Source organism: Crossiella sp. SN42 (assembly GCF_023897065.1).
In the GTDB taxonomy this organism is placed as follows: domain Bacteria; phylum Actinomycetota; class Actinomycetes; order Mycobacteriales; family Pseudonocardiaceae; genus Crossiella.
Genome location: NZ_JAMHIV010000042.1, coordinates 22,979 through 41,800, shown reverse-complemented (window position 1 = coordinate 41,800; position 18,822 = coordinate 22,979). Strand labels below are relative to the sequence as shown.

At 71.0% G+C, this 18,822-nt stretch carries 14 protein-coding genes; 12 read left to right on the top strand and 2 right to left on the bottom strand.

Annotated elements, in window-relative coordinates:
• Positions 1-57 precede the first annotated feature (57 nt).
• Positions 58-744 carry a glycosyltransferase family 2 protein gene (locus M8C13_RS37915; protein ID WP_185001135.1) on the top strand — a complete coding sequence of 229 codons (687 nt, stop codon included), beginning with the start codon at positions 58-60 and terminating at the stop codon, positions 742-744.
• 3 nt (positions 745-747) lie between these two features.
• On the top strand, positions 748-1,257 hold the full coding sequence (locus M8C13_RS37910) for a DUF2304 domain-containing protein (protein WP_252485630.1): 510 nt from the start codon (positions 748-750) through the stop codon (positions 1,255-1,257).
• 6 nt (positions 1,258-1,263) lie between these two features.
• On the opposite strand, the gene lhgO is transcribed toward M8C13_RS37910, so the two are convergent.
• Positions 1,264-2,451, bottom strand: coding sequence for an L-2-hydroxyglutarate oxidase (gene lhgO, locus M8C13_RS37905; RefSeq protein ID WP_252485629.1), 1,188 nt, complete (start codon positions 2,449-2,451; stop codon positions 1,264-1,266).
• A 105-nt stretch (positions 2,452-2,556) separates the two neighbouring features.
• Between lhgO and M8C13_RS37900 the strand changes: the two genes are divergently transcribed.
• Complete coding sequence (locus tag M8C13_RS37900; RefSeq protein WP_252485628.1) at positions 2,557-4,521, top strand: DUF6541 family protein; 1,965 nt, start codon at positions 2,557-2,559, stop codon at positions 4,519-4,521.
• Positions 4,522-4,599: 78 nt separating this feature from the next.
• On the top strand, positions 4,600-6,570 hold the full coding sequence (locus M8C13_RS37895; RefSeq protein WP_252485627.1) for a DUF6541 family protein: 1,971 nt from the start codon (positions 4,600-4,602) through the stop codon (positions 6,568-6,570).
• Here M8C13_RS37895 and M8C13_RS37890 read toward each other — a convergent pair.
• Positions 6,468-8,195, bottom strand: a complete 1,728-nt coding sequence (locus M8C13_RS37890) for a PIG-L family deacetylase (protein WP_256510400.1) — start codon at positions 8,193-8,195, stop codon at positions 6,468-6,470. The two genes, M8C13_RS37895 and M8C13_RS37890, sit on opposite strands and share 103 nt — an antisense overlap.
• A 207-nt stretch (positions 8,196-8,402) precedes the next feature.
• Between M8C13_RS37890 and M8C13_RS37885 the strand changes: the two genes are divergently transcribed.
• The 8 genes from M8C13_RS37885 (at position 8,403) to M8C13_RS37850 (ending at position 18,776) form a co-directional block, all read left to right on the top strand.
• A complete protein-coding gene (locus M8C13_RS37885) occupies positions 8,403-9,434 on the top strand; it encodes a glycosyltransferase family 2 protein (RefSeq protein ID WP_252485626.1) in 1,032 nt (343 codons plus the stop codon).
• Entirely contained in the window at positions 9,431-9,814 is a 384-nt protein-coding gene (locus tag M8C13_RS37880) for a GtrA family protein (protein WP_252485625.1), read from the top strand. Before M8C13_RS37885 ends, M8C13_RS37880 begins: the two co-directional genes overlap by 4 nt.
• Positions 9,811-12,084, top strand: coding sequence for a hypothetical protein (locus M8C13_RS37875; RefSeq protein ID WP_252485624.1), 2,274 nt, complete (start codon positions 9,811-9,813; stop codon positions 12,082-12,084). The genes M8C13_RS37880 and M8C13_RS37875 overlap by 4 nt, the downstream gene beginning before the upstream one ends.
• Positions 12,081-13,292 carry a UDP-galactopyranose mutase gene (gene glf / locus M8C13_RS37870; protein ID WP_252485623.1) on the top strand — a complete coding sequence of 404 codons (1,212 nt, stop codon included), beginning with the start codon at positions 12,081-12,083 and terminating at the stop codon, positions 13,290-13,292. Before M8C13_RS37875 ends, glf begins: the two co-directional genes overlap by 4 nt.
• Before the next feature lie 4 nt (positions 13,293-13,296).
• Positions 13,297-15,273, top strand: a complete 1,977-nt coding sequence (locus M8C13_RS37865; protein ID WP_308202903.1) for a glycosyltransferase — start codon at positions 13,297-13,299, stop codon at positions 15,271-15,273.
• 181 nt (positions 15,274-15,454) lie between these two features.
• Positions 15,455-17,359: a glycosyltransferase gene (locus tag M8C13_RS37860; RefSeq protein ID WP_308202902.1), complete on the top strand. Its 1,905-nt coding sequence runs from the start codon at positions 15,455-15,457 to the stop codon at positions 17,357-17,359.
• Positions 17,356-17,868, top strand: a complete 513-nt coding sequence (locus M8C13_RS37855) for a phosphatase PAP2 family protein (RefSeq protein WP_308202901.1) — start codon at positions 17,356-17,358, stop codon at positions 17,866-17,868. Before M8C13_RS37860 ends, M8C13_RS37855 begins: the two co-directional genes overlap by 4 nt.
• Entirely contained in the window at positions 17,865-18,776 is a 912-nt protein-coding gene (locus tag M8C13_RS37850) for a decaprenyl-phosphate phosphoribosyltransferase (protein ID WP_252485621.1), read from the top strand. Before M8C13_RS37855 ends, M8C13_RS37850 begins: the two co-directional genes overlap by 4 nt.
• The last annotated feature ends 46 nt before the right edge of the window (positions 18,777-18,822 follow it).

Genomic DNA, 18,822 nt, shown 5'->3' with positions numbered 1-18,822 from the left:
CAGGTTGAACTACCATAGCCCGGTCGTGTCGTCCGCCTGATTTGGAGCCTTACGGCAATGTCTGACCACGACGACGTCTGGGTGGTCGTACCCGTCTACAACGAAGACAAGGTCATCGCCGAGGTAGTCGAGAACACCAGGAAGACCTTTCCCAACATCGTCTGCGTGGACGACGGGAGCGCCGACCGGTCCGCCGAGGAGATCGCCCGCACGGGCGCGCACCTCGTCCGGCACCCGGTGAACCTCGGCCAGGGCGCGGCCCTGCAGACCGGGCTGTCGTACGCGCTGGGCAGGCCGGGGGCGAAGTACTTCATCACCTTCGACGCCGACGGTCAGCACCGCGTGGAAGACGCGCTGGCCATGATCGCCGAGGTCAAGTCGGGCAGCTGCGATGTCGCGCTCGGTTCCCGCTTCCTCAACAAGGCGGTCACCGTCCCGTGGATCAAGCGGGTGGTGCTGCGCACGGTGGTCGCGCTGAGCCCCAAGGCACGCAAGCTGCAGCTCACCGACGCGCACAACGGCCTGCGGGTGTTCAGCCGCCCGGTGGTCGAGCGCCTGCGCATCTCCATGAACGGCATGGCGCACGCCTCGGAGATCGTCTCGTTCCTCTCCGTGGCCAACGTCCGGGTCAAGGAGGTGCCGGTGACGATCCTCTACACCGAGTACTCCATGTCCAAGGGACAGTCCCTGGTCAATGGGGTCAACATCCTGTTCGACCTCTCGGTCAAGCAGCGGGGGAACTAGGCAATGCTCATCATCCAGCTCGTCCTCCTCTTCTCCGTGGTCATCCTGCTGTTCTTCTTCACCCGGCGCAGGCACAGCGTGCGGATGCAGGCGGGCAAGCGGATCGCGTTCTTCGGCTTCATCGCCTTCTGCGTGTACGCGGTGGCCCGGCCGGACGACCTCACCGTGATCGCCAGGCTGGTCGGGGTCGGCCGGGGCGCCGACCTGCTGCTGTACCTGCTGGCGGTGGCGTTCATCTTCCTGGCGTTCAACACCTACCTGCGTTTCCGCGGGATCGACCAGCGCTTCACCGACCTGGCCCGCGCCATCGCCATCCGCGAGGCCGAGCTGGTCAACCGGGAGCGCGGGCTGAACGTGTTCACCGCCGCGGTCGCCCCGCAGCCGGTGCACGAGCCGGAGGACACCGACCCGACGGTCGCCGAGACCGAGGCCGCCGAGTCCACCGCCGCGGAGAAGCCCGCCGCGTCCACGACGGCCAAGTCCGAAGCCAAGATCAGCTCGGTCACCGCGTAACTCACCTCACGGGAGCACGGCCGCCACCTCGTCCGCGACGTGGCGGCCGATCTCCAGCGCGCTGGTCGCGGCCGGGGACGGCGCGTTCAGCACGTGCACCTGCCGGGGCGCGCGGTCGATCAGGAAGTCCTCGACCAGCCCGCCGTCCGGGCGCAGCGCCTGCGCGCGTACCCCTGCCTCGGCGGGCACCAGGTCGGCGGCGGTCACCCCGGGCACCAGCCGGGCCAGGCCGGCCGCGAAACGGCGCTTGGAGAACGAGCGCAGCATCTCCTGCGCGCCGGTGCCCGTGTGCTTGCGGGCCAGCCGCCAGAAACCGGGAAACCGCAGCGTGTCGGCCAGGTCCCTGGGGGAGAGGTCCCGCCACCGGTAGCCCTCCCTGCGCAGCGCGAGCACCGCGTTGGGGCCTGCGTGCACGCTGCCGTCGAGCATCCGGGTCAGGTGCACGCCCAGGAACGGGAACCGGGGGTCGGGCACCGGGTAGATCAGGCCGCGCACCAGGTGGCGGGCCTGCGGCCGCAGCTCGTGGTACTCGCCGCGGAAGGGCACGATCCGGGCTGACGGGCGCCGTCCGGCCAGCCGGGCGATCCGGTCGCTGTGCAGGCCTGCGCAGTTGACCACCGCGTCCGCGCGCACCTCGCCGCCACTGGTCACCAGCAGCACGCCTTCCGGCCTCGGGTACACCGCGCGCACCTCGGCCCCGGTGCGTAGGTCGGCCCCGCGCTCGCCGAGCAGCCGGACCAGCGCCGCGCACACCCCCGGGTAGTCGATGATCCCGGTGGACTCCACCCGCAGCGCGGCCACGCAGCGCGCCGCCGGCTCGTACTCCGCGGCCTCGGCCGGACTCAGCAGCCGGGCGGGCACCCCGTTCGCGGCCGCCCGCTCGTGCAGCACGCGCAACCGGGGCAGCTCCGCCTCCTCGGTGGCCAGCACCAGCTTGCCGCACACCTGCACCGCCACCCCGTGCTCCTTGGCGAAGGCGACCATGGAGGTGTTGCCCGCCACGCACATCCGGGCCTTGAAGCTGCCGGGGGCGTAGTACAGCCCGGCGTGCACCACTCCGCTGTTGTGCCCGGTCTGGTGCCGGGCGAAGCCGTTCTCCTTCTCCAGCAAGGTGATCCGCTGTCCTCGGACGGCCAGTTCGTGCGCCACGGCCAGCCCCACGATGCCGCCGCCGACCACCGCGATGTGTGCCATACCGGACACCGTACGGCCCCAGTCCGGCCTGGTGCGCGGGCCGAACAGGCGGATCCGTAGGCTCTCGGATGACTGTGGCCGGGGGGACGAGACCAGGGACCAAGGGTGCTTTCACTGACGGGCGCGGATATCGCGCTGCTGCTTAGCTACGCGCTGTTGTTGTTCGGGCCCGGCCTGGCCATCGCGGCGGCCGGTGGGCTGCGCGGCTGGCGGCTGGTGGCGGTGGCGCCGCTGCTGACCTACGGCATCGGCGGCGCGGTCGGCCCGATCGCCAAGCAGTTCGGGTTGTCCTGGGGGCCGATGACCCTGCTCGGCGCCGCGCTCCTGGTGTTCGTGCTGGTGCTGGTGATCCAACTGGTCACGGCCTGGCTGCGCGGCCGCCGCCCGCAGCGGCCGGAGACCGATCCGCTGCCGGTCTGGTCCCGGCGCGCGCAGTGGGGCGTGATCGGCGCGACCGCGTTCGCGGTGCTGCTCGGCGGGCTGGTGATCCTGCTCGGCCTGAAGAACCTGCAGGCCATCCACCAGGACTGGGACGCGGTCTTCCACGGCGCGGCGGTCCGGTTCATCGCCGACTCCGGCGACGGCACCCCGGCCGCGCTCAAGGCGATCAACAACTACAACCTGGACAGCTTCTTCTACCCCAACGGCTACCACCTGATCGCCGCGGCGGTCTACCAGCTCACCGACGCGACCGTGCCCGCGGTGCTCAACGCCCAGCTGTTCCTGGTGCCGCTGTTCCTGAGCACCGGCCTGGTCGCGCTGCTGCGCTCGATGCGCGCGCCCGCGCTGCTCACCGCGGTGACCGCGGGGCTGAGCGCGGCGTTCTCCGCGGTGCCGTGGGACATCCTGTGGCGCGGTCCGCTGCTGCCCTACGCCACCGGCCTGGTGCTGGTGCCCGCGTTCCTGGTGCTGCTCGGCCAGGTGCTGGCCACCCGGCGGATCACCCTGCTGCTGCTCACCGCGATCGCCGCGGTCGGCCTGGTGGCCCTGCACCCGAGCGCGGCCTTCATCGCGATCGGTTTCGCCGTCTTCCAGGTCGCCCAGTTCTGGTACCGGCACCGCAGGGACGTCGTGCCCGGCCTGGTCGGGCTGGCCGGGGTCGGCGTGCTGGCCGCGGTGATCGGCCTGCCGCACCTGCTCGGCGCGCTCGGCGCGGCAGGCGCGGACGAGCCGGTGAACTGGGCCTCGGTCGGCTCGCCGCCGGCCGCGATCGCCGAGCTGATCACGCTCAACCACGGCTCGCCGTTCCCGCAGTGGTTCCTGGTGCCGTTCGTGCTGATCGGCCTGGCCGGGATCAAGCGGTTGCGCCGGTTCACCTGGTTCCTGCTGGGCTGTGCGTTCTTCGGCTTCCTGACCATGCTGGCCTTCTCCTACGACCACCCGATCGTCTCCGCGCTGACCAGGCCCTGGTGGGACGACCGGTTCCGGCTGGCCGCGATCGCCACCATCGGCCTGATCCTCGTCGCCGCGAACGGCGTGCTGATCAGCCGGGACTGGCTGCTGCACCAGCTGCGCACCAGGGACCGGCTGACCAGGCTGCGCGTGCTGGCCAAGCCGATGGTGCTGTTGCTGGTGATCCTGAGCGTGGTGGGCGTGGCCAGCCGCGGTTTCTACCTCACCCGCAACGCGACCCGGATGAGCTGGGGCTGGTACAACGGCAAGACGGTGACCCCCGGCGAGGTGGCCGCGTTGCAGCGGATCAAGCCGATCGTCGGCCCTGGGCACGTGGTGATGAACGACCCGTTCGACGGTTCGGCCTGGATGCGCGCGCTGGCCGGCCTGACCCCGGTGTTCGGGCATGTGGTGGCGCCGGAGAGCTACGAGGCGCTGGACCAGCCGCGCAAGCTGCTGCTGGAGAAGTTCAACGAGTTCGACACCAACGCCGAGGTCCGCAAGGCGGCCAAGCAGCTCAAGGTCGAGTACGTCTACGTCAGCGCAGGCTTCATCCGGGCGGCCAACCGGCGGGCCAACGGCCTGCGCGGCCTGGACATGGTGAAGTCGTTGGAGATCGTCGACGACAGCCCGGACGACCGGCTCTACCGGATCAAGCCGGGCGCATACGACCGCTGAGACCCGGCTCACAGCAAGGCAACGATCTTTTCCTTTCCAACGTGACTCATCGGGGATGGGTTCTTTGGGGGGAAACAGATGTCTGTTGTGTTGTTGGCGCTGTCCGCGTCACTGTTGTTCTTGCCCGGTCTGGTGATCGGGCTGGCGGCCGGGTTGCGCGGCTGGCTGCTGGCGGCCGGTGCGCCGGTGCTGACCTACGGGATGACCGGGGTGCTCGGGCCGCTGGCGCCCGCGCTGGGGCTGCGCTGGTCGCCGTGGGTGCTGCTGGGCGGCACCGCGCTGTTCGCCTTGGCACTGGCCGTGATCCGCGGCCGCCTGGCCGAGCCGGAGCGGGTGTGGACCCGGTCGAAGCACCTGGTGGTGGCCGGCTCGGTGACGCTGGCCGCGGGGGTCGGCGTGGGGCTGTTGTTCTTCGCCAGCAAGGGGTTCAGCGCGATCCCGCAGTTCTGGGACGCGATCTTCCACGGCAACGCGGTCCGGTTCATCGCCGACTCCGGTGACAGCGCGCCCAGCGGGCTCAACGTGATCGCCCAGCCCGCGGCGCAGAACTACTTCTACCCCAACGGTTATCACCTGCTGGTGGCCACCGTGCACCAGTTCGGCGCCGGCACCGTGGTGCAGGCGCTCAACGCGATGAACGCGCTGCTGATCGGGGTGTTCGCGCTGTCCATGACCGCCCTGCTGCGCACGCTGCGGGTGCGCGCGGCGATCGTGGCGGTGGCCGCGGTGCTGTGCTGCGCCTTCACCGGTTTCCCCTACGACCTGCTGACCTGGGGCCCGCTCTACCCGTACGCCACCGGGGTGGCGCTGCTGCCCGCCGCGCTCGCGCTGGTGGTCCGCGCACTGGACGCGCCGCGGCCCGCGCTGGTCGCGGTGACCGCGCTGGCGCTGGTCGGCCTGACCGCGATCCACCCGAGCGTGTCCATCGCGGCCGCGGTGTTCGGCCTCGGCCTGCTGGCCCAGCGCTGGCTGACCGCCCGCCGGGTCCCGCCCGGTGAGCTGCTGACCCTGGCCCTGCTGGCCGCGGGCGCGCTGGCGCTGGGCATCGCGCACGTGCTGGGCACGCTGAGCGCGGCAGGCGGCCCCGCCTACGACTGGGCGGTGCAGCGCGGTGTGCCGGAGGCCCTTGGCCGCCTGGTGTTCTTCACCCGCTCCTTCGACGAGCCGCAGTGGTGGCTGATCCTGCCGTTCGTGATCGGCGTGCTGGCCTTCCGCCGCCTGCTGCCGCTGCTGTGGCTGCTGGTCGCCTCGCTGGGCTTCGGGCTGCTGTCGGTGGGGGCCGCGGCCTACGAGGGCCCGTGGGTGGCCCTGCTGACCGCGCCCTGGTGGAACGACGAGTGGCGGCTGGCCGCGCTGTACCTGCTCGCGGTGGTGCCGGTGACCGCGCTGGGCCTGGTCACCGTGCTGGACCTGGTGCGCCGGCCGCTGCCGCGCCGGATCGGGCTGGTGGCCGCCGCGCTGAGCGTGCTGCTGTTCGGCTACCTGAGCAACGGGCTCTACCACCAGCGCAACGGCAACCGGCTGGCGATCACCTTCGGCGGCGGCCCCACGGTCACCGAGCTGGAGCAGCAGGCGATGAACCACCTGGCCGGGCTGGTCCGGCCGGGCGAGATCGTGTTCAACGACGCCCAGGACGGCTCGCCGTGGATGTGGGCGCTCACCGGTGTCCGCCCGGCCTTCGGGCACGCGCTGGCCGGCACCGAGGGCGACGGCCTCGGCAAGGAGCGTCCGCTGCTGCGCGAGCGCTTCCACGCCTACGACACCGATCCCGAGGTGCGCGCCGCGGCCAAGGCGCTGGGCGTGCGGTTCGTCTTCATCGGCCAGGGTTTTGTCACCGGCAGCCAGAAACGCGCGCCCGGCCTGGTCGAGCTGGACAAGGTGCGCTCGCTGCGGGTGGTCTACCAGAACCCGGACGCCAAGATCTACCAGCTGACCGAGCCGGACGGTCAGCGCCCGGCGGACCAGCCGGGGAAGACGCCGCCGGGCGGGCCGGTCGTGGTCAGCAGCTCGCCGGTCAAGCCGAAGCCGACCAGCTCCACCCCGTCCTGACCGGTGATCGCGGCCGCCTGGTCGGCCAGCTCGCCGCGCAGCTCCGACCAGGCCAGGCTCGCGGGTTTGCCGGTGCCCACCACCAGCGAGCCGTCCACCCGCCTGCCGTGCAGCACCACCGAGTCCCCGGTCACCGCCAGGCCCAGTCCGGACAGGCCCTCGGTGCCCGGCCGCACCACCGCCTCGCCGTCGGTGGCGATGGCCAGCGCGCCGCTGTCCTCGACCGGGTAGGCCAGCAGTCCGCCGCCGACCACCGGGGGCCCGGCCGGTCGCGGTCCGCGCACCGGTGGCTCGGCGGCGAAGCCCTCGCCCTGCTGCCGCCAGCGCAGCACGCCGGTGCGAGTGCTCGCCGCCACGGTCAGCCCAGGACCGACCGCGAGGCCATCCTGCACGTCCGTGCCACCCAGATCCAGCCAGCCGGTCGGCCAGGTGTCCGAAGTGGACTGCCGGAGCGCGCTCACCCCGCCGCCGCCGTTCTTCACCAGCACCACCAGCGCGCCACCGGCATCCCGCGCGGCCACCGGCACGCCGACCGAGCCGCGCCTGCCGGGCAGGACGCGCTCGTTCGGGCTGCCCAGCCTGGTCCAGGTCCAGGAGCCCGGCGTGGTCACCACCACCTCGTCGGAGTCGCGGTCGCGGGCGAAGACGTGCAGGCGGCCGTGCCGGTCCGCGGCCACGCTCACCCCGGGGTTCAGCGTGGCCCCGCCCACCGGCGTCGGGCCGGACCAGGTGCCGCCGGTGCGGCGCCAGTAGGTCAGCTCGCCCGCGCGCACCGCGAAGGCGTACCGCGAGCCGTCCGCGTCCAGACCCGCCCAGGTCGAGCCAGTGGGCCAGCGCGGGTACTGGCGGCGCAGCCAGCCGTCGTAGGGCTCGCCGAGGCTGACCTCGGAGTCGTGCGGGACGTAGGCGCCGAAGGTGTCCAGCTTGTCCCGCTGCTCGGCCCCGGACAGGTTCACCGGGGCCTCGGCGACGTTGTAGTTGCGGTAGTTCAGCTCCACCGCCGAGCCGCCGGCCTTCCGGTACTCGCGCACCGCCGCCGCGGCCAGCCGGGCCGCGATCACGTGGTCGGGGTGGTCGTTGAACCGGACCCAGTTCTTGGCGTACCTGGGGTCGGGACTGGGATCCTGCGCGCGCAGCACGGTCGGCTGGAACCGGGCCAGCAGGTCGACCAGCAGCTGGATCACCTGGCCCCTGGTGTACTCGTACGGCCTGGGCAGCTTGCCGCCCGCCGGGGTGAGCGTGCGCAGTTTCAGCGCCTCCGCCTGGTCCAGCCAGAGCCGGGTCAGCGCGTGCTTGCCGCCGTTGGCCCTCGGGTCGTTGTCCTCCGGCAGGTTCACGAACACCAGCTGGACCTCGGGCCTGGCCGCCAGCGTGTACAGCTCCACGCCGTGATCAGGATCACTGTCCAGCCGCTCGGCCCGCCACTCATCCGGCACCCCGGCCATCCGCGCGTATGCGGACCGGGTGCCAGCTTGCCGTCGCGCTGCGTAACCATTCGCGTCTGGCTTGTCTGTTTCGCCTGCGGTGAGATAGACGCCCACAGTCGGCTTCTTTGCCCTGATTCCGGCCGCCAAGTCCGGGTTCATGAAAATGATGTCGTCATCGGCGTGCGCGATGATCTGCATGAACCTTGCTTCCCGCGCGCCGGGTGGCAGAGTGGGCTGCGCAGGCGGGCTCGCGCAGGAAATCAGCGCGACGGTCAGCGCGCCGGCGAGCAGCAGAGTTCCCCAATGGCGGAACGGGACGCGGTGCATGACACCGAACGTAGTCATTTATCGGACTCGTTCCCCATAACGGTGCAACCTGAAGAGGACCTGAAGCGTCCCCGGAGCGTGACACCAACCAGAAGTCGGCGCCTGTCCGTCGTGGTGCCCTGCTTCAACGAGGAGCAGGGCCTGGCCCAGCTGCACGCCACCCTCCTTGAGGTGCTGCCCACGGTGGCCGACGACTTCGAGGTGCTGCTCGTCGACGATGGCAGCAGTGACGGCACGCTGGCTGAGATGCGCCGGCTCAGCGCGCTCAGCCCGCAGTTCCGCTACCTCGCGCTGAGCCGCAACTTCGGCAAGGAAGCCGCCATGCTGGCCGGGCTCAGCGAGGCCTCCGGGCACGCGGTGGCGATCATGGACGCCGACCTCCAGCACCCGCCGCAGCTGCTCGGCGCGATGCTGGCCAAGCTGGAGGAGGGCCACGACCAGGTGGTGGCCCGGCGCACCAGGGACGGCGACGGGCGGGCCCGCACCCTGGTCTCCCGGCTGTACTACCGGCTGATCAACCGGATGGTCGAGGTCGACCTCAAGGACGGGGTCGGCGACTTCCGGGTGCTCAGCCACCGCGCGGTGCGCGCGCTGCTCTCCCTCGGCGAGTACAACCGGTTCTCCAAGGGCCTGTTCTCCTGGATCGGCTTCGACACCGCGATCGTGGACTACGACAACGTGGCGCGGCAGCACGGCAGCTCCAAGTGGAGCTTCGGCTCGCTGCTCAACTACGGCATCGACGGGGTCGTCTCGTTCAACAACCGGCCGCTGCGGATCGCCATCTACCTCGGCGTGCTGGTCACCCTGCTGGCCTTCCTCTACGCCGGGTACGTGGCCGTGGACGTGATCTTCACCGGGGTGGACGCGCCGGGCTACGCCACGCTGATGGTGGGCATCGCCGGGCTCGGCGGCATCCAGCTGCTCTTCCTCGGCGTGATCGGGGAGTACCTGGGCCGCATCTACTACGAGACCAAGCGCCGCCCGCACTTCCTGGTCAAGGAGGCCAGCGAGCCGCAGCCGCCCGCGCTCACCGTGCTGGGCCCCAAGGCGGTCGAGCACTCCGAGGAGCTGCACCAGCGGGCCACCGCGCCGTGGGCGGTCCGGCGGTGATCCCCGGGCGGGTGCTGCGCTTCGCACTGGTGGGCGCGGTCAACACCGGCGTCTACTACGGCCTCTACCTGGCCCTGCACCTGGCGCTGCCGTACCTGGCCGCGCACGTGCTGGCCTTCCTGCTGGCCATGGTCGGCTCCTACTTCCTCAACTGCCACTTCACCTTCCGCACCAAGCCGACGCTGCGGAAGTTCCTGCTCTTCCCGCTGTCCAACGCGGCCAACTTCGCCATCACCTCGCTCGGGCTCTACCTGCTGGTGGACCTGGGCGGCCTGAACTCCACCTTCGCGCCGCTGCTGGTGGCCGCGCTGGCCATCCCGGTGACCTTCGTGGTCTCGCAGCTGGTGTTGGTGGGCAAGGAAAAGGCAGCCGTCCGGTGAAGTCCTGGCTCCACCGCGCCGCCGTGCCGCTCGGGCTGGCCGCCTTCGTCGCGCTGCTCGCCCAGGTGCCCTTGCTGCGCAACCCGAACTTCTACTTCACCGACGACAGCGCGGCCCAGTTCCTGCCGATGTGGCACCGCTTGGGTGAACAGCTGCTGGCCGGGAACTGGCCGCCGCTGCTGGACAACGACTCCTGGATGGGCGGCAACCTGGCCGCCGAGGCGCTCTTCGGCGTGTGGAACCCGGTCAACCTGGCCAACTACCTGCTGGTGGCCGGACTCGACGACCTGGCGCTGTCGGCCGCCGTGGTCAAGACCGAGTTCCTGGTGCTGCTCGCGCTCGGCGTCTACCTGCTCTGCCGGGAGTACGGCGCGGCCCGCTGGGCCAGTGCCGCGCTCGCCGCCGCGCTGCCCTTCGGCGGCTTCACCCTCTACTTCCAGGCGAGCACCTGGGTGGCCGGGCTGATGGCCTTCGCCTGGGTGCCCTACGTCTGGTGGTCGGCCCGGCGCAGCGCGCGTGGCGAGCTGTACCCGTTGTGGCCCTTCGTCTTCGGCGCGCTGTGCGTGACCAACGGCAATCCCTACGGCGTGCTCGGCGTGTGCGCGGTCCTGTTCGGACTGCTGGTGGAGTTCTGGCTGCGCAAGGACAAAACCGCGCTGCGCCGGGTGCTGCTGGTCGGCGTCTGCGTGGCCGCGGTGGTGCCACTGGTGTTCCTGCCGCTGCTGGGCGCCTCCGCGGTGGGCCTGCGCACCGGCAAGGAGCTGTTCAACGTCGGCCAGCTGGTGCCCTCCCTCACCGACCTGCTGAACCTGAGCCTGCCCAGCCACCTGCCCGGCATCCGCGCCTTCAACCCCAGCGCCTACCGGATGACCGTGCCCGCCACCTACTTCGCCTGGTTCGTGCTGCCGCTGCTGGCCTGGCTGGACTTCGGCGTGCTCAAGCGCCGCTGGCGGGAGCTGGCCGCGGTGTTCACCGTGGCGGCCGGCTACCTGCTGCTCAGCCTCGGGCCGTCCAACCTGTGGATGTTCCGCTGGCCGCTGCGGCACGTGGAGTCGCTGTTCCTGGCCCTGGCCGTGCTCACCGCGGTGCTGCTGACCGCGGGCCTGCGCACCGACCGGCTGCGCGGGCGGGTACTGGCCACCGGCGGCATCCTGCTGCTCAGCGGCTACCTGGCCTTCTCGGCCTGGCCCAAGATCTCCGCGCGGCACCTGCTGTCGCTGGCCCTGCTCGCCGGGCTGACCGCGCTGGTGGTGCTGGCCGCTCGCCGCGGGGGCCGGTGGACCGGGCGGCTGAGCGCGGCCGTGCTGTGCGGCGGCACCGCGCTGGTGCTGGTGCTGCAAACCGGCTGGCAGCCGGCCAACGCCGACGTGGCCGCCTACAAGTTCCCCGCCTCCACCGCGCAGCTGCACGAGCAGTTCGCCAAGCGCTACCGCGGCACCACGGTGCAGATCGCCGACCGCGGCCTGCCGGGGCCCAACGGGGAGAACCGGGACGTGCTCTTCGGCAACATGTACGCCGCCGCCGGGGTGGGCACGCCCACCGCCTACACCGGCATGGGCTTCAAGCCGCTGCACCAGGCGCTGTGCCTGACCTTCTACGGCGGCACCTGCCGCAAGGCCTACCCGGCGCTGTTCCAGCCCACCGAGTCGGGAGCGTCACTCGCAGACCTGCTGCGGGTCGAGACCGTGGTGGTGCAGCGCAGCTTGTTCACCACCCCGGAGCAGAAACCGCCCCCGATCCCCGGCGCGAAGGTCGAGCCGGATCTGCTGGCCGGGCTGCCCGAGCCCGCCTACCCGCCGGTCGTGTACCCCGGCTGGCGCGTGCAGGAAAGTAACGATGCGGTCACAGTGCTCCGGCGGGTGCGTCCGCTGGACTGGCCGGAGGGGCGGCTCAGCCACGTCTCCGGCGGGGTCCGGGTGCTCGCCGACCGGCAGCGCGGGCAGCGCACTGAGCTGGTGCGTTTCACCAGATCGGAGCAGTCCGGCGGCAAGGCGGAGCTGACCTTCGCGCGGCTGAGCTGGCCGGGCTACACCGCGACGGTGAACGACCAACCGGTTGCGGTGCGTAATGGGCCGGGAGGCACGGTGGTGGTGGAGCTGCCCGAGGGAGCGCGCTCCGGTGAGCTGCGCCTGCACTGGGACCCGCCCGGCTACAAGATCGGGATTGGTTCGGCGCTGGCCGGTCTGCTCGCCGCGCTCGCGCTGTGCGTGATCCGGTTCCGTAGTCGCCGGGGTACGGCGGGCGACGGCCGATTCGGAGCTTTCAGATGACGTCGGTACCCTGGCTTGCCGTGAGCTTCGCGGGTTACGACCTGATTGTCGTCGGTTCCGGATTCTATGGCCTTACTGTCGCTGAACAGACAGCCAGCAAGCTGAACAAGCGCGTGCTGGTGATCGATCGGCGCGACCACATCGGCGGCAACGCCTACTCGGAGGCCGAGCCCGAAACGGGTATCGAGGTGCACAAGTACGGTGCGCACCTCTTCCACACCTCCAACAAGCGCGTGTGGGACTACGTGAGCCAGTTCACTGAGTTCACCGACTACCAGCACCGCGTCTTCGCCATGCACAACGGGCAGGCCTACCAGTTCCCGATGGGGCTTGGCCTGATCTCCCAGTTCGTCGGCAAGTACATGTCGCCGGAGGACGCGAAGGCCTGGGTGGCCGAGCACGCCGCCGAGTTCGACACCAAGGAAGCGAAGAACCTCGAGGAGAAGGCGATCTCCCTGATCGGCCGCCCGCTCTACGAGGCGTTCGTCAAGGACTACACCGCGAAGCAGTGGCAGACCGACCCCAAGGAACTGCCCGCCGCGGTCATCAGCCGCCTGCCGGTTCGCTACAACTTCAACAACCGGTACTTCAACGACACCTACGAGGGCCTGCCGGTCAACGGCTACACCGCGTGGCTGGAGAAGATGGCCGAGCACCCGAACATCGAGGTGCGGCTGTCCACGGACTACTTCGACATCAAGGACCAGATCCCGGCGGAGACCCCGATCGTCTACACCGGACCGCTGGACCGGTACTTCGACTACGCTGAGGGCTGGCTCGGCTGGCGCACTGTCGACCTGGTGCCCGAGGTCCTGCCGATCGGCGACTTCCAGGGCACCGCGGTGATGAACTACAACGACGCGGACGCCCCGTACACCCGGATCCACGAGTTCCGCCACTTCCACCCGGAGCGGGACTACCCGACCGACAAGACGGTCATCGTCCGCGAGTACTCCCGTGCGGCGGAGAAGGACGACGAGCCGTACTACCCGATCAACACCGCTGAGGACCGGCAGAAGCTGGAGCGCTACCGCGAGCTGGCCAGGGCCGAGGCCAAGGAGCGCAAGGTGATCTTCGGCGGTCGCCTCGGCACCTACAAGTACCTCGACATGCACATGGCCATCGGCTCGGCGCTGTCGGCGTTCGACAACAAGATCGCCCCATACTTCACCGAGGGTCGTCCATTCGACGGCTCCCTGGAGGACTGAGAACGTGACGGAGCAGCAGGTTGGCGGCACCCCAGCCGTCGCAGAACACGCCCAGGACACCAAGCTCAGCGACGTGACCTCCTCGCGCGTGGCGCCCAAGGCCAACGAGGTGCCCGCGAGCCAGATCCTGTGGCGGATCATCCTTCCCCGCGAAGATGACCCGCTGGATGTGCGGCCGCTGTACCTGGACGAGCCGGAGACGGCCGCCAACCGCTGCCACGTCACCTCGCGCCGGTCGGTCCACATCCCGGCCTCGGCCAAGGTGTCCTTCTCCACCTACTTCAACGCGCTGCCCGCCTCCTACTGGAAGCGCTGGACCACGATCACCGAGACCGTGCTGCGCATGACGGTCAAGGGTGTCGGGCGCCTGGACGTCTACCGCTCCAAGCCCAACGGCGACATCGTGCACCTGCAGGGCCGCCCGGTGCGCAGCACCAAGGCGTGGACCCAGCTGGAGTTCCGGATCTCCCTGCAGCCGTTCGAGGACGGCGGCTGGCTCTGGTTCGACGTCTTCACCGACGAGGGCGCGCTGGAGATCAAGGACGCGGCCTGGACCACCGACCAGGAGCTGCCCACGCAGCGCACCGCGGTCGGCATCACCACCATCCGCCCGGCCGACGCGGTGATCGCGCTGCAGGCCCTCGGCGAGGACCCGGCCGTGCTGGACGTGGTCGGCAAGGTCATCGTGGTGGACCAGGGCCCGGCCCAGAAGGTCAAGGACACCCCCGGCTACGACCAGGCCGTCAAGCTGCTCGGCGACAAGCTCGAGGTCATCGAGCAGGCCAACCTGGGCGGCTCCGGCGGTTTCGCCCGCGTGTTCTACGAGTTCCTGGAGAACACCGGCTGCGAGCAGGTCATGCTGCTCGACGACGACGTGCGCCTGGAACCGGACAGCGTGCTGCGCGCCAACGCGTTCACCCGCTCGCTGATCAACCCGGTGGTCGTCGGCTCGCACATGATGAACCTGCAGGCCCGTACCCGCCTGCACACCACGGGCGAGGTGGTCGACCTCAAGGAGTGCTTCTGGCGGCCCGCGCCCGGCGCGCTCACCGACCACGACTTCGCCACCGACTCGCTGCGCGAGACCAAGGAACTGCACCCGCGCATCCACGGCACCTACAACGGGTGGTGGATGTGCACCTTCCCGCGGCAGATCGTGGAGGAGATCGGCCTGCCGCTCCCGCTGTTCATCAAGTGGGACGACGCCGAGTACTCGCTGCGCGCGCTGGAGCACGGCTACCCGACGGTCAGCCTGCCCGGCTCGGCGATCTGGCACATGCCGTGGACGGACAAGGACGACGCCACCGACTGGACGGCGTACTTCCACGTGCGCAACCGGCTGATCATGGCCGCGCTGCACTCGCCGTACGACGTGCGCGGCACGCTGCTCAAGCAGGGCCTGAAGTCCTCGCTGCGGCACCTGTTCTCCATGGAGTACTCCACGGTCGTGCTGCACCAGAAGGCGATCGAGGACTTCCTGGCCGGACCGGACCGGCTGTTCGCGAACCTGCCCACCTCGCTGGCCGAGGTGCGGGAGCTGCGCAAGGGCTACACCGACGCGCAGATCCTGCCGTCGGCCGGTGAGTTCCCGGCCCCGACCTTCGACCCGGTGAAGGCCGAGCGGCTGCTCAAGCCGCCGGTGAACCCGGTGGTGATCGCGGCCCGCGCGGCGCTCTCGCTGGCCCACCACCTGCAGGAGCCCAGCCAGGACGCGCTGGACCGCCCGCAGATCAACGTGCCCGCCCAGGGCGCGCGGTGGTTCCTGCTCGGCGCGCTGGACAGCGCCACCGTGTCCAACGCCGACGGCAGCGGCGTCGCCTTCCGGCGGCGTGACCCGAAGGTCTTCCGCCAGCTGATGGCCCGCGCGGCGGCCAACCACCGCCGCCTGGTGCAGGAGTGGCCGCGGCTCAAGCGCGCCTACCGCAAGGCGCTGCCCGAGCTGACCAGCAAGGAAGCCTGGAAGCAGACCTTCCACGGCTGAGAACCACCCGATGGGCTGATCTTCAGGCCTTGAGGTTCGTCCGAAGTGGACCGATGCCCAAGAGGGGGCGGCGAATGCGCCGTCCCCTCTTGGGTTTTTCTGTGCCGCGCGAGGAAACTGCCCGCGCCCCCGCTCCCAGACGAGGTCCCCCACGATGTCCAGCTCGACCACGGAGCAGTCCGTGAGCCTGCCCCAGCAGCCGACCGCGCCCCAGGCAACGTTGCTGCAGCGGATCATCCTGCCCCGGCCCGGCGACCCGCTGGACGTGCGCGCGCTCTACGTCGATGAGGACCGGACCAACCAGCGCCGGGCGAAACCGTTGTCCCGCACCGCGTTGCGCATCCCCGAGCAGTCCGAGGTCTCCTTCGCCACCTACTTCAACGCCTTCCCGGCCAGCTACTGGCGGCGGTGGACCACGCTGGAGCAGGTCGAGCTGCGGCTGAGCGTGGACGGCGACTGCCGGGTGGACCTGTACCGCTCCAAGGCCGACGGCACCCAGATCCACGTGGGCGGCGAGGTCAGGGAAGGTGGCAAGCGCTCTGACCTGTGCTTCACGTTGGACCTGGCCCCGTTCGAGGACGGCGGCTGGTACTGGTTCGACATCACCACCGAGGAGGAGCACGAGGTCACCCTGCTCGCGGCGAGCTGGCACGCGGCCGCCGCGCCGCTGCGGCCCGGCTCGGTGGCCATCGGCATCTGCACCTTCAACCGGCCGGACGACTGCGTCGGCGCGCTGGCCGCGATCGGCGCCGACCCGCTGGTACTGGCCGCGGTGCAGGCGGTCATCGTGGCCGACCAGGGCAACCGGAAAGTCAGTGACGCCAACGGTTTTGAGGTCGCGGCGGCCCGTCTGGGCGAGCGGCTGCGGGTGCACGACCAGCCGAACCTCGGCGGCTCCGGCGGGTTCGCCAGGGTGATGCACGAGGCGGTGCGCGGCACCGACTGCGAGCAGATCCTGCTGATGGACGACGACATCGTGATCGAGCCGGACTCGATCCTGCGCGCGCTGGCCTTCGCCCGCTACGCCGAGCGCCCGACCCTGGTCGGCGGGCAGATGCTCAACCTGCAGGCCCGCTCGCACCTGCACTCCATGGGCGAGGTGGTGGACCGGCGCAAGTTCATGTGGCGGGCCGCGCCGAACGTGACCTACGACCACGACTTCGCCAAGGAGTCGCTGCGCGAGGCGCCCATCCTGCACCGGCGCATCGACGTGGACTACAACGGCTGGTGGATGTGCCTGATCCCGCGGCAGGTGGTGGAGAAGATCGGGCTGCCGCTGCCGCTGTTCATCAAGTGGGACGACGCGGAGTTCGGGCTGCGCGCCGGGCGGGCCGGCTATCCGACCGCGACCCTGCCCGGGGTGGCGATCTGGCACATGCCGTGGTCGGACAAGGACGACTCCACCGACTGGCAGGCCTACTTCCACCTGCGCAACCGGCTGGTCGCGGCCGCGCTGTACAGCCCGCACCCGCGCGGCGGCGAGCTGGTCCGGCACAGCCTGCGCAGCACGCTCAAGCACCTGCTGTCCCTGGAGTACTCCACGGTCGCCTTGCAGGACATGGCGATCCGGGACTTCCTGGACGGGCCGAAGTCGCTGTTCCGCAAGCTGCCCACCGCGCTCGGCGAGATCCGCGAGCAGCGCGCCGAGTACGACGACGGCCGGGTGCTGCCCTCGGCCAGGCGGCTGCCGCTGCCCTCGATGGACGCGGTGAAGGCCGAGCGGTTCCTGCGCCCGCCGGGCAACCCGCTCACCATCGCGCGCACCCTGCTCTCCGCGCTGGTGCACAACGTGTTGCCCACCAACACCAAACACCTGCTCCGCCCGCAGCTCAACATCCCGGCCCAGGACGCCCGCTGGTTCCTGCTGGCCAGGCTGGACGGCGCGACCGTGGCCACCGCGGACGGCCGGGGAGTGGCCTTCCGCAAGCGCGACCCCAGGGTCTTCTGGCGGCTGCTCAGCCGCGCGCTGGCCAACCACCTGCGGCTGCTGCGCGAGTTCCCGCGCAGCCGCAAGGACTTCCGCCGCGCGCTGCCGGACCTGACCGCGCACGAGGCGTGGCAGCGGGCCTTCGGCGGCCAGCGATGAGGCTGGAACTCCTTGCCCTGCAAAGCATCCAGCGCGTCATGGCGGACCGGCGGGCGATCGGCTCGGCCAAGGCGCTCTCGCTCTTCGGCGAGCACGCCGCGGGCTGGCTGGCGCTCGGCGCGGCGGGCGCGGCGCTGGACCGCGGCCGCAGGCGGCAGTGGCTGGCCGCCACCGCCGGGGTGGCGCTGGCGCACGCGGCCTCCATCGCGGTCAAGCGCGCGGTCCGCCGCCCGCGCCCGGACCACCCGGACGTCGAGGTCCGCGCCGCCACCCCCAGCACGCTGAGCTTCCCGTCCGCGCACGCCACCAGCTCCACCGCCGCTGCGGTCCTGCTCGGCGGCCTGGCGGGCAGGCACGCCACTCCGGTGCTGCTCTCCGCGGTGGTGCCGCCGATGGCGCTGAGCAGGCTGGTGCTCGGCGTGCACTACCCGAGCGACGTGCTGGCCGGCGCCGCCCTCGGCGCCGCGGTCGGCGCAGGCGTGCGCTCGGCCATGGGACTGCTCCGGTGACCGCCTCGGCGATCGCTCCGGCGCCCAGCCTCGGCGTCGGCGTCCAGCTGCGCGGCCTGGCCCGCGCGGTGCGCCCGCGCCAGTGGGTGAAGAACGTGCTGGTGCTGGCCGCCCCGTTCGCCAGCGGCACGGTCGGCGACCCCAGGGTGCTGGCCGCCGCGGGTATCGCCTTCGCCGCCTTCTGCCTGGCCGGCTCGACGATCTACCTGGTCAACGACGTCCGGGACGTGGAAGCCGACCGCGCCCACCCGGTGAAGTGCCACCGCCCGATCGCCGCCGGCATCGTGCCGCCCCGGCTGGCCCTCGCCCTGGCCGCGGTGCTGCTCACCGGCGCGCTGGCCACCGCAACCGTGGCCAGCCTGGACCTGGCCGCCGTGGTCGCGGTCTACCTGGCCGTGCAGTTCGGCTACTGCCTCGCGCTCAAGCACCAGCCGGTGATCGACCTGTGCATCGTCGCCTCCGGCTTCCTGCTGCGCGCCATCGCGGGCGGCGCCGCGGCAGGCATCGTGCTGTCCCAGTGGTTCCTGCTGGCCGCGGCCTTCGGTTCGCTGTTCATGGTCGCGGGCAAGCGCTACGCCGAGCTCCGCTACACCGAACGCACCGGCGCCCGCATCCGCCGCAGCCTGGACCGCTACTCCACGTCCTACCTGCGCTTCGTCTGGGGCAGCTCGGCCACCGTCCTGATCATGACCTACGGCCTGTGGGCCTTCGAGATCCGCGAACGCTCGCACTCGGTCTGGGCCGTGCTCTCCATGATCCCGTTCGTGATGGCCGTGCTCCGCTACGCCGTCGACGTGGACAGCGCCAACGCCGGCGCCCCAGAACACCTGATCCTCTCCGACCGCCCCCTGCAAGCCCTCGGCCTGTGCTGGCTGGCCACCCTCTCGATCGCGGTCTACCTGAGCTGACCCCGCATGAGAACAGCACCCACCCATGCGTGAAAGCGGTACTGGC